General features: G+C 47.7%; 11 protein-coding genes. All 11 read left to right on the top strand.

The genetic code is table 11. The features are described 5' to 3' along the window. A partial coding sequence (locus ACFMO7_RS21325; protein ID WP_376797500.1) for an ABC transporter ATP-binding protein occupies positions 1-1177 on the top strand: 1177 nt, incomplete at its 5' end. 123 nt (positions 1178-1300) lie between these two features. Then, complete coding sequence (gene pseB, locus ACFMO7_RS21330) at positions 1301-2281, top strand: UDP-N-acetylglucosamine 4,6-dehydratase (inverting) (protein ID WP_376797501.1); 981 nt, start codon at positions 1301-1303, stop codon at positions 2279-2281. Continuing rightward, the gene (pseC, locus tag ACFMO7_RS21335; protein ID WP_376797502.1) at positions 2278-3483 is read left to right on the top strand and encodes a UDP-4-amino-4,6-dideoxy-N-acetyl-beta-L-altrosamine transaminase; all 1206 of its coding nucleotides are present in this window, start codon (positions 2278-2280) and stop codon (positions 3481-3483) included. Before pseB ends, pseC begins: the two co-directional genes overlap by 4 nt. A 55-nt stretch (positions 3484-3538) precedes the next feature. Then, complete coding sequence (locus ACFMO7_RS21340; RefSeq protein WP_376797503.1) at positions 3539-4267, top strand: cytidylyltransferase domain-containing protein; 729 nt, start codon at positions 3539-3541, stop codon at positions 4265-4267. A 6-nt stretch (positions 4268-4273) separates the two neighbouring features. After that, positions 4274-5788, top strand: a complete 1515-nt coding sequence (gene pseG / locus ACFMO7_RS21345) for a UDP-2,4-diacetamido-2,4,6-trideoxy-beta-L-altropyranose hydrolase (RefSeq protein WP_376797504.1) — start codon at positions 4274-4276, stop codon at positions 5786-5788. Between the two features lie 37 nt (positions 5789-5825). After that, entirely contained in the window at positions 5826-6866 is a 1041-nt protein-coding gene (gene pseI / locus ACFMO7_RS21350) for a pseudaminic acid synthase (RefSeq protein WP_376797505.1), read from the top strand. A 5-nt stretch (positions 6867-6871) separates the two neighbouring features. Then, the gene (locus ACFMO7_RS21355) at positions 6872-7789 is read left to right on the top strand and encodes a hypothetical protein (RefSeq protein ID WP_376797506.1); all 918 of its coding nucleotides are present in this window, start codon (positions 6872-6874) and stop codon (positions 7787-7789) included. Positions 7790-8396: 607 nt separating this feature from the next. After that, the gene (locus ACFMO7_RS21360) at positions 8397-9161 is read left to right on the top strand and encodes a methyltransferase domain-containing protein (RefSeq protein ID WP_376797507.1); all 765 of its coding nucleotides are present in this window, start codon (positions 8397-8399) and stop codon (positions 9159-9161) included. Further along, a complete protein-coding gene (locus tag ACFMO7_RS21365; protein WP_376797508.1) occupies positions 9158-10213 on the top strand; it encodes a polysaccharide deacetylase family protein in 1056 nt (351 codons plus the stop codon). The genes ACFMO7_RS21360 and ACFMO7_RS21365 overlap by 4 nt, the downstream gene beginning before the upstream one ends. A 2-nt stretch (positions 10214-10215) precedes the next feature. Continuing rightward, the gene (locus ACFMO7_RS21370; RefSeq protein ID WP_376797509.1) at positions 10216-11562 is read left to right on the top strand and encodes a glycosyltransferase; all 1347 of its coding nucleotides are present in this window, start codon (positions 10216-10218) and stop codon (positions 11560-11562) included. Between the two features lie 20 nt (positions 11563-11582). After that, on the top strand, positions 11583-12179 hold a 597-nt coding region (locus tag ACFMO7_RS21375), incomplete at its 3' end, for a GDP-mannose 4,6-dehydratase (protein WP_376797510.1).

The raw sequence follows: 12179 nt of genomic DNA on the forward strand, positions 1-12179 counted from the left end.
TGCGCTAACCGGTTTTGCGCGTGCGCCGTTGGAGCGTTTGCGCCGCAACGGGCACGCGAATTCGGAGACGATCTGGGCGCTCAAGGACGTGAGCTTCGAGGTCTATCCGGGAGAGGTGGTCGGCATCATCGGGCGCAACGGCGCAGGCAAATCGACTCTGTTGAAGATCCTGTCGCGCATCACGGAGCCAACCACCGGTCGAGTGGAGCTTTACGGACGTGTCGGCAGCTTGCTCGAAGTAGGAACCGGCTTCCATCCAGAGCTTACGGGCCGCGAGAACATCTATTTGAACGGCGCGATCCTGGGGATGACGCGCCGCGAGATAGATAAGAAGTTCGATGAGATAGTTGACTTCGCCGAGATCGAAAAGTTCATAGATACGCCCGTTAAGCACTATTCGAGCGGGATGTACATGAGATTGGCTTTTGCAGTAGCTGCGCATTTGGATCCGGAGATCTTATTGGTCGATGAGGTGTTGGCAGTTGGTGATGTCAGCTTCCAAAGAAAATGCTTGGGTAAAATGGGTGATATCGCTAGAAAAGGAAGGACAGTTATCTTTGTCAGCCATAATATGGCCGCTGTAAAAGATTTATGCAATGTTTCTCTTTGGCTTGATGATGGAGAAAAAAGGTCTTCGGGGCTTGCCACTAAAATAGTGAGCGAATACCTAAAAGAAATTAACAGGTCAAAAGGCGAAGCTATTTGCGAGTTTGAAGAAGACCCAGAGAAAGACTTCCAGCTATGTTCGGCTAAGCTCCTAAACTATGAGGGGAAGAATACTAAGGACTTCTCTTGTGATGAGCCGGTTGTGATTGAGCTACTCTGCCGGGTTGTTCGACCGGTGCCTGGACTATACGGCTACCTTTCTATAATAAGGACTGATGGTATGACGGTTCTAGTCTCTGATACTTTTGATGTCCCCCCAAACCCGCTGGATAATCTGCCCGTAGGCAAGCATGTTGTGCGCATAACCATCCCACAGAGAACTTTAGGCCCCGGGGATTATGGTGTCTACCTAAACTTTGCGAGCCCAGTAGGAATAAAAGGCTTCGACATAGAGTCACCAGGGATTGTGTTAGCTTTCCGCCTCAGTGACTGGACCTCCAAACGAGGTAATAGTCGCTTAGGTTTTTTCAGCACTTTACTGCCATGGGTAGTGGAAGAGATCGAAGAGTAAAATAACTACACGAAGTACAAAGGGTTAGAATCTGGTGCCCAACTAGGCTAGAGTTTTGAACCCAAAGCATTTGTGAACAAGGATATATTTAAAATTCAAGCGCCTATAAAGGAGTTCTGAAACATGAGTCTTTTGCAGGACAAGCATATTTTGGTAACAGGAGGAACAGGGTCTTTTGGTAAGAAGTTTGTCGAGATCGTTTTAAAGGAGCACCGACCCAAAAAACTGATCATTTTCAGCCGAGATGAGTTGAAACAACACGAAATGAGAATGCTCGGTTTCACACATGACTGTTTACGTTACTTTATTGGAGATGTGCGTGATGTCGAAAGATTGCGGATGGCAATGAGCGGGGTAGATGTTGTGGTTCACGCCGCAGCATTAAAGCAAGTTCCTGCTTGCGAGTACAATCCAATAGAGGCGATTATGACTAATATAATAGGTGCACGCAATGTCATAGAGGCAGCGATCAGTGCCCGTGTTGAAAGAGTGATAGCCTTGAGCACAGACAAAGCCGTGAATCCGATAAACATATATGGCGCTACAAAGCTTTGTGCGGAGAAGTTGTTTGTCCAAAGCAATTCATACTCTGGAGAATGTGGTCCCCGCTTTAGCTGTGTTCGCTATGGAAATGTAGTGGGTAGTAGAGGGAGCGTGATCCCTTTGTTCTTGGAACAGAGTCGCGCTGGTCGCGTGACCGTCACAGATCCACGCATGACCCGCTTCTGGATAACCTTGGAACAAGGAGTAAGATTCGTCATCAGCTGTGTAGAGAAGATGCATGGTGGGGAGGTCTTCGTGCCGAAGGTTCCGAGTATGAATATAATGGATCTGGTTAAAGCAATTGCTCCGGATGCTAGTGTCGAGTATATAGGCATTCGTCCGGGGGAAAAGCTTCATGAAGTTTTGATCTCTGAGGATGAGTCTAGGCATACAATCGAAACGGATGATATGTATGTGGTTTTGCCTCTACATCCTTGGTGGCACACTGATAACTGGGCGCATGGCAGATCTCTTTCCGATGGCTTTCGTTACAGTAGTGACAATAATCCGGAGAAATTAACTGTCGATGAATTGAGAGTGCTCGTTCGGGAGATCTCATGAGAGAAAACCAAGCACAGCTAGCCATTTATGGGGGGAGGCCAGTTAGAGCTTCTTTATTGCCATACGGACTACACCACTTGGAGGATGACGACGTCAAAGCCGTTGTCAGCGTGTTACGCTCAGCTTGGTTAACCACAGGACCCAAAATAGAAGAGTTCGAACAAAGATTCGCTAGTTTTGTCGGTACAAAAGAGGCCGTAGCTGTCAATAGCGGGACAGCAGCGCTACACGCCGCGATGCACGCCATTGGAGTTGGTCCTGGAGATGAGGTCATTGTTCCTGCATTAACCTTTGTTGCTACGGCTAACTCGGTTATTTTCCAAGGGGCCAAACCGGTCTTCGTCGATGTTAATCCCGAAACCTTGCTTATCGACCCGCTAGCTGTGGAAGAAAAAATAACGGACCGCACAAAGGCGATTGTTGCCGTAGATTATGCGGGGCAACCATGTGATTATGATTCTCTGAGATACATCGCCCGTAAATATAATTTGGGGTTGATTGCGGATGCTTGTCATTCTCTCGGGGGAAAATACAAGGGACGCTCAGTTGGTTCGCTTGCAGACCTTAGCACTTTTAGCTTCCACCCTGTGAAGCATATAACCACAGGCGAGGGAGGGATGATAACCACTGACGATGCGAAGCTCGCTCAACGGATGAGGGTATTCCGTAATCACGGAATAACAACTGAGTTTCGCCAACGAGAACAAAGAGGTACTTGGCTGTATGAAATGGTCGATTTAGGATATAATTACAGAATAACCGACTTTCAATGTGCGTTGGGGATGAGCCAATTGCGCAAACTTCCGGATCTGGTGGCCCGACGACAAGAAATTGCGCGTAGTTATGATGCTGCTCTATCAGAGATTCCAGCGATTAGCTCCTTGAATAAGTCGAAAGAAGTCGATCACGCCTATCACTTATATGTCATTCGCTTGGACCTGTCCAAACTGCAGGTGTCTAGAAAGGATATTTATATCGCTTTGCGGGCGGAGGGAATAGGTGTCAACGTTCATTACTTACCTGTGTACTTGCATCCTTTTTACATTGAAAAGTTTGGCACTGGACCCGGTTTGTGCCCGGTGGCTGAGGCTGCGTACGAACAGATTCTTTCCATTCCTATTTACCCCAAAATGACGCGAACGGATGTAGACGATGTAGTTTGCGGCTTGACTAAAGTGATTAGTGCATTCCTGAGGTTGTGACTTGCTGGGGAAGGGCACGAGATGGTAGCCGCCATCGCTTTGCAAAATCCGACACATGAAGGTCTCGGCGATTATCCAAGCTAGATTGGGTAGCACAAGATTGCCTGGGAAAGTCCTAAGTGACTTGGCAGGCGAGCCGATGTTAGCGCGAGTGGTACGGCGCACTGCCCGTGCTGTCAGTATTAGTGAGGTGATAGTAGCCACCACGTCTGAAAAAGCAGACGAGAATATAGTGCGTCTGTGCGCCGAACGAAACTGGTCTTGTTTCAGAGGTGACGAGAAAGATGTGCTTGATCGTTACTACAGAGCTGCTGTGGAAAGCTTATCCGACGTCGTCGTTCGAATCACTTCCGACTGTCCGCTTATAGATCCATCTGTAATAGACGTGCTAGTGACTAAGTTTCTGGATCTGCAGCCGGACATCGATTATGCGTGCAATTTCTTGCCGAAGCGCACTTTTCCGCGCGGCCTCGAAGTTGAAGTGATGCGGTTTGATGCATTGAAAAAGGCTTGGCGAGAAGATCAAAATCCCGTTTGGCGTGAACATGTTACGCCGTATATCCAGCGTAACGTAGACAAATTCCGCATTTTCGGCATTCAGAACGCCACTGATTATTCGCACATGCGATGGACGGTGGATACAAAGGAGGACTTGCTATTTGTCAGATGTATCTATGATCATTTTGGTCATGATTATTTCTCTCAGAATGATGTTATTGAATTTTTGGAAAGCCGACCTGAATTGATGGATATCAATAGACACATCAAACAAAAGACAGTGTAAGCGTTCATGACACATAAATTTCGCAAGCTATTTATTAGAGCGGATGCAAATGCACAACTCGGCGCTGGCCATCTGATGCGTTGCTTGGCTATAGGGCAAGCTTGGAAGGACAGTGGCGGTGAGGTGGTCTTTATCAGTAGTTGCCAGAACAAGATACTGCGACAGCGTTTGATAAACGAGGGGTTTCATCTCTTTTGGGTAAAAGACCCTCATCCAAACTCTCAAGACATACAGCAAACTCTCAGCATCATTGCGGCCTTTCCAGATGAATGGTTTGTTCTAGACGGCTATCACTTTGACACATACTATCAACGGTGCATCAAAGAAGCTGGCTTTCGATTGTTAGTCATAGATGATCTGGCATCTTTTGCTAATTATCACGCTGATATTATCGTGAACCAAAATCTTCATGCCAAGAACCTTAAGTACAGGTGTGATCCAGCGACTCTCCTTTTGCTGGGAGAAAAATATATCCTACTGCGTAGAGAATTCAGAAAATGGCGAAGATGGAAGAGGGGAATATCGGAGAAAGTGCAAAAGATCCTACTCACTTTGGGGGGAGGGGCAACAGAAGATCTGTTCTTAAAGATCATCGGAGGTTTGAATGGCATATCAAATGAACACGGTAGGAGCTTTGATATACGAGCTGTATTAGGACATGACATCAGCCACAAGATCTCAGAAAGTTCCTATCAAGATAAAATTCGAGTCGAGTTCGGAGTTGCCGGCTCGGAGATGCCAGATTTGATGGCTTGGGCTGACTTAGCTATCACTTCTGCGGGTGTTACAGCTTGGGAAGTGATGTTCATGGGATTGCCGAGTGGTTTAATTACGTTGGCTGATAATCAAAGACCTACAGTTAGAGAGCTTAGTAAAAGAGGCATTGCTATAGACCTCAAGCTAGGGGAACAAACGTCGGGATTGTCTTCTACGAGTAGGCGCAAATTGTCTGAATTGCTGAATTCAAAGGATGAAGACCGACTTCGCATGTCCCACCTTGGACGAGAACTAGTAGATGGGGAGGGGGTAGATAGGTTATTGATGCACATGAAGGGAGAGCGCCTTAGATTGAGGGAAGTCGAGGAAGGGGATTGTAAGTTGCTTTGGGAATGGGCTAATGACCCAGAGGTTAGAGCTGCATCTTTCAGCCAACGAAATATACCATGGGACGAACATGTTGAATGGTTCCAACGCAAGATTAGTGATCCTAACTACTTGATGTACATCGGGGTGGATAAAGACGACTCATCCATAGGGCTGGTACGCTTTAGCATTAGGAAGAAGGTGGCAGAGATCAGCGTTGCCGTAGACAAAAGTAAGCGTGGTTTGGGTTATGGTAGCTCACTGATCAAATCCGCAGTCGAGAAGGCGTGCCAGCACAAAGAGATTGATGTGGTTCGTGCATACATAAAGCCAAGTAACCTCGGCTCAATCAGGGCTTTCGAAAAAGCTGGATTTCGAAAAATCGGAACGGTAGTAAGAAAGGAACAAATTGCTGTACAGTATCTTTTCGAGCGTTAATCTTCGATCGTTAATCATTGTTCAGGAGTTGAGGTAGATGAAGATAGGCAATCGCCATGTCGGAAGTGGGCATCCGGTATTTATCATCGCGGAGCTTTCCGCGAACCATAACAACGACTTTGACCATGCGGTTAAACTTGTACAAATTGCCAAAGAAATAGGGGCCGACGCAATAAAACTTCAAACGTATACTCCTGATACACTTACTATCAAGTGTGACGCAGACTACTTTCGCGTGTCCGAAGGATTGTTATGGTCTGGAAAAAGCCTGTACGACCTGTACGCCGAGGCATACATGCCTTGGGAGTGGCAGCCGAAGCTCAAAAAAATCGCAGATGAACTAGGAATCATGTTGTTTTCTACGGCGTTTGATAGCACCGCCATTGAATTCCTAGAGGAAATGAACGTCCCTGCGCACAAAGTGGCCTCATTCGAGATAACCGATATACCGCTAATAGAAGAGATGGCGAAGACAGGTAAACCTCTGATCATCTCTACTGGAATGGCAACTTTAGGGGAGATAGACGAGGCAGTAAACGCAGCTTTGAGGGCAGGAGCTAGAGATATAGCGTTACTCAAGTGCAACAGCGCGTATCCGGCGCCGCCTGAGGAGATGAATCTGAAAACTCTTCCACATCTCGCTCAAGCTTTCGGTCTACCAGTCGGTATCTCAGATCACACTTTGGGTATAGCGGTTCCGATCGCTTCGGTGGCTCTGGGATGCAGTATTATAGAAAAACATTTGACCATGTCGAGGGCCATTCCAGGACCTGATAGTGCTTTCTCTTTGGAGCCAAATGAATTCAGGGCAATGGTGGAGGGGGTTAGGACAGCTGAAAGAGCTTTAGGGTGTGTATCCTATTCTTTGGGGCAAGAGGAAGCTCGAAGTCGCGTCTTCCGTCGATCGCTTTTCGTCGTCGAAGATGTCAAGGCAGGAGAGACTTTTACAGAAAAGAACGTACGCTCGATTAGACCTGGACATGGTTTACCGCCGAAGCACATGAAAAACGTTTTGGGTCGAAAGGCAGCAACAGATGTTTCAAAGGGGACTCCTCTAAGCTGGGACTTGGTGAGTTAAGGGCAATGAGAACCTTTGAAGACAACGATTATTACGGACACTCGCTTATTGCTGCTCGTTATTGTGGGTTCAAAGTACCTCCAAAATCTATAGACGGGCTCTGGGTTCATGGATGGATTGATCCCTTGATGCCGGATGTAACAGCTGCGAATGGAGTTAAAGACGAAGATAAAAAATCATTGAAACTGTTCGTTTGGAATCGCCGGGAATTGGCCAAAGCGCGAGCTGCAGGGTTCGAAAAAGTTACTGCCATCGGGAGTCCGTTCGTGTATTTAACCGAGCCGGATTTTGCTGAGAGAACTAGAAACCTGTTGGTCATGCCTACACACACCATTCCGACCATAGAAGCTAGGTACAAAACAGATGACATGATCGATTACCTAAACCAAATACGGTCTTGCTTTAATTCGGTTACGGTTTGTTTGTACTATGCCGATTATCCTTCACTAGCTCCAATATTTGCGCGCGCAGGATACAAAGTCGTCTGCGCTGGTGATGTAAAAGATAGCAAGTTCCTGTATAAATTGTATGTTTTCTTGAGGCAGTCCGAGTTCTTCCTCAGCAACAACGTAATGACGGGCGTTTGGTATGCTTTGTATGCAGGTTGTAAAGTGTTTCTGCAACCCATCAATGTGATGGAGATCGGTCAAGACGGGCTCAAAGATAATTGGTATAAAGTGAATCCCATTGTGGTGGACCCGACCATCAAAATACACAGAGGAGAATCGCTAAGGGCCTTTTTCCCTCATCTAATAAGAGATCATACCAATCCTATAAAGGATGTAAATCTAGGAGCGCGCGAGCTAGGCTATGCCTTCAAAAGGAGGCCCGAGGAGCTAAAACTCTTATTCGGTTGGAACAAATCAGCCCTATTTCTAAGCAAAGTCTTGTCGATCATACAAGGTGATAAACAGCGATGTTAAAAGCTCTTCTAACCCGCAGTGTGTTGTTACATGCTATAGGTAGATGAAAGCGATAGAGGGGGAGGCTTACCCTACAAGACAATCTAATGGGTGTGTACATTGCTTGCAAGAATATTCGAAAAGGTTGCATGAAGGGCGTCCAAGAGAGTGCTTGAGAACTCTCCGTCAGCATGGGTAGGGTAGGATTGTGACCAAGCGAATCTATCTCTCTGATGGAGAATGGTGGTTTCTCAAAAAAAGAGTGTGCCCGAAATAGTATGCAGCCATGCAGCGGAGATCATGGCTGGGGCGCCGTTCGTGCTAGCGGAGTTGGTTGGGAGGTGGTGATGGCGTCTCATCTGACTTGATAGTAGTGACAAAAGCTAGTTGCAAGAGCTAGTTGGTGAGGCAGCTTGCCGGGCTTAAGCGCTGGCGGAAGATAAAGTTCAAATGGATCCGAATGTATCAGACCGATAGAGGGTGAAAATGGCTTTTACGTCTTGCCCATATATGTACCTAAGGATAAGCAAGGCGCTTAAAGTTTTGGCATCGTCCTATGAAAGACAATTTGGTTGCACAGATATTGAGCTCCGAAATACTTAAAAGTTCCTCGATCGGGAAGTAAAGCATGACCAAAGGGAATAAAAACATTCTTTTGGCTTATTTAGGATGGAAGTTCGCTCGCCCTATAAGGCCGCTTATACCTTTATTCTTTAGATACTGGATAAAAAAATCGTTCAGCAACCTGCTGGTTCTTAAATCAAGGTTGAAAGTAGGTTTTGGAGTCGAAGCATTAAGTTATCTGTGGGGGTTCGATCGCGGATTACCAATACATCGTTATTATCTGGAAAGATTCTTACAAGACAACTCTTCCGACATCAAAGGGCATTGCTTGGAATTCCAAGAGGATTCTTATACGTCCCGTTTTGGCGGGAATGCCGTCACCAAGATTGACATCCTTCATGTAGACGACTCGAATCCCAGTGCCACGATTGTCGCCGACCTAACCAAACCGAATGATATACCTAGTGATCTTTTTGATTGCATTATTTGTACGCACGTTTTGCATGTAGTAAGTGACTTGGAGAAGTTCGTTGCCGAGTTGCACCGCATATTGAAGCCGGGCGGAGTGTTGTTGGTCGGTGTCCCTCATATAAGTATGTGCGATCCGAATTGGCACGAACTTTGGCGATTTACTCCAGAAGGGTTGCGTGTTGTTTTATTAAGCTCGTTCGGCGATGATAACGTTGAGGTGAAAGGGTATGGTAATTCGCTGACAGCCGCGGGGGAGATTCGAGGCTTGGTAAAGCACGAGTTCACCCAGTCAGAACTGGATTACAATGATCCCCGATTCTCGATAGAGGTTTGTGCTAGAGCCGTTAAGGAAAGATGATCGCACGATTGCTCGCGTCGCCAAGAGGGATTTTATCTAGGTTCCGTCGATTTCGCAGCAGGCCCCTAGGATCAAAGGCTTTGATCCTGCTGTACCACCGGGTTGCCGAACTTCCTTCTGATCCACAATGGCTTTGTGTCACACCGCAGCAGTTTGCTGAGCACCTCGACTCGATCAGACGTCACTTTTATCCACTTCGTTTGAGCGAGTTGCAAGCAAGGTTCGAGGAGCACAAATTGCCTCGCAAGGCCGTAGTGATTACCTTTGATGACGGATACTCGGACAACTTGTACCAAGCTAAGCCTCTCTTGGAAAAGTACGAAGTGCCAGCTACTGTGTTCATCGCTACGGGAAACATAGGCAAGAGTCGTGAATTCTGGTGGGATGAACTCGATTACCTCTTGTTCTCTGATGGGGCATTGCCCGAGAGCTTGGAGATAACCATAAACGGTAAAACTCACCGTTGGACGCTGAAAGATGAAGTGGATTCTCTGGGAAGAGTTGATGGAGTGCGTTGGACCGTAGCGATGGACTTCTCTCCGACCAGAAGACATCAACTGTATCGCGAGTTGGCTGCGATAATCCGGGATTTGGATGAGTCGACGCGAGAATCGGTAATGGAACATCTAGCGGGGTGGGTCAATAAACCAAGAGCAGCCAGGGTGACGCACAGAACGATGTCTCCCTGTGAGATACAAGAGCTTGCCGCAGGCGGTCTGGTGGATGTGGGAGGGCATACAGTGACGCATTCTGTCCTCTCGCTTCAGTCAGCGGCAGAACAACTTAAAGAGATCGCAGAAAGCCGCGCGACTTTGGAAGATATTCTATCCCGTCGGATTGATACGTTTTCTTATCCTTTTGGAGGGCGAGGCGATTACAACGAAACCACCAAGGCGGTTTTGAGAGAGGTCGGTTTGTCTCTTGCTTGTGCGAATTTTGAAGGACCGTTGTTGTCATCCTCTTTCCCATATGATTTACCACGGTTTATAGTGAGGGACTGGGGTGGGGAAGAGTTCCTCGAGCGACTTACAGCTTGGTTCAAGGGGCAGTGAGGATGCGCGTACTCCAAGTCAACACCGCAGATTGGGGAGGAGGCGCGGAAAAGGTCGCTTGGGAATTGTTCCGTTCGTATCGGAATGCGGGAATAGAATCTTGGTTGGTAGTTGGTCGAAAGCGCTCGACCGATGAAAACGTTATTCAGCTACATAACGGGCAATCCGGTTTCTTCAGCAGGGCTTGCTTCAAAGCGGCTACGATGCTGCGGCCGCTCGAAGGCAGAGTGCGCGGTGCAAGCCGGCTTTCCGCACTCATTCGCGTTCTACCCGATATAAAGCACAGGTTTAACGATCGACTGGGATTAGAAGACTTCAGTTATAGCAGCACGCACAAGCTTCTCTCGCTAGTTCCGCACCCTGTAGATGTGGTTCATTGTCATAATCTGCATGGCTGGTATTTTGATCTCCGATACCTTGCTAAGCTTAGTCGTCAGTTGCCCGTTTTTCTTACGCTCCACGATGCTTGGTTGTTAAGTGGGCACTGTGCGCACTCTTTCGATTGCGAGCGTTGGCGGGCCGGGTGCGGTAACTGTCCCGACCTCACGATCTATCCAGCGATAAAGCGCGACGCTACAAGATACAACTGGCGGCGCAAGCAGCGCATATACTCCCGAAGTCGCTTGTATATTGCTACCCCCTGCCGTTGGTTGATGGAAAAAGTGGAAAAATCTATTCTCGCAAAAGCCAGCGTGGAAGCGCGTGTGATACCTTACGGAGTGGATCTGTCCATTTTTCGCTATCGGAACAAGCACGAAGCTAAGAGGATTTTAGGTATTTCACCTACTGTGGAAATGCTTCTTTTCGCGGCGAATGGGATCAAACAAAATATCTGGAAGGATTATCGAACCATGAGCGAAGCTATAGCCAAAGTCGCTCCTCGTTTGCGGGATCGAAAGCTGGTTTTCATAGCGCTAGGCGATAACTCTCCGCCAGAAAGGGTGGGGGAGACAGAAGTCCGGTTCGTTCCGCATCAGCGGGATCCTTCGGTCGTGGCGCTTTATTACCAAGCCGCGGATGTATACCTACACGCTGCTAGAGCCGATACTTTCCCAAACGCTATTCTTGAGGCGCTGGCTTGCGGAACCCCTGTGGTCGCTACTGCCGTAGGGGGCATCCCGGAGCAGGTGACAGACGGAACGGATGGGTTTTTGACCCCGGTCGGAGACTCGGAAGCAATGGCCTCAAAGATATGTTGCTTGTTAAGCAACAGCGAGTTGCGCTTGAACATGGGTGAAAATGCTGCTAAAAAGGCGCGTCAGTATTTCGACCTTGATCGTCAGGTCGGAGATTATATAAGCTGGTACAGGAATGTGATTGAGCAACGCTCTCCAGTACGATTGTTTTGATCTTGTGGGGATAGATTGAAGTGACAAAGGCCTTGATCACGGGAATTACGGGACAAGATGGGTCTTACCTAGCTGAACTGTTACTCTCAAAAGGTTACGAAGTCCACGGTATTATCCGTCGTGCTTCAACTTTCAACACAGGACGCATAGATCATCTATACCAGGATCCTCACGTCAACGGCGTGCGCCTTTTTCTGCACTATGGTGATATTGCTGATTCTACGAACTTGATCAAACTCTTGTACCGCATTCAGCCAGACGAGATCTATCATCTAGCTGCGCAAAGCCACGTGCGCGTGAGCTTTGATATCCCTGAATACACAGGCGACGTTACTGGCTTGGGCACCGTGCGCATTCTGGAAGCTATACGTGAGACGGGGCTTAAGGCAAAATTCTATCAAGCCAGTAGTTCCGAGATGTACGGCAAAGTTCAGGAGATCCCACAGCGCGAAACCACGCCTTTCTACCCGCGCAGTCCGTATGCTGCCGCGAAGGTTTACGCTTATTGGATGACGGTCAATTATCGCGAAAGCTATGGGATGTTCGCTTGCAATGGGATCCTTTTTAACCACGAAAGCCCGCGTCGCGGAGAGACATTCGTCACCCGGAAAATCACA

The organism is Thermogemmatispora sp. (genome assembly GCF_042408735.1).
Classification (GTDB): domain Bacteria; phylum Chloroflexota; class Ktedonobacteria; order Ktedonobacterales; family Ktedonobacteraceae; genus Thermogemmatispora.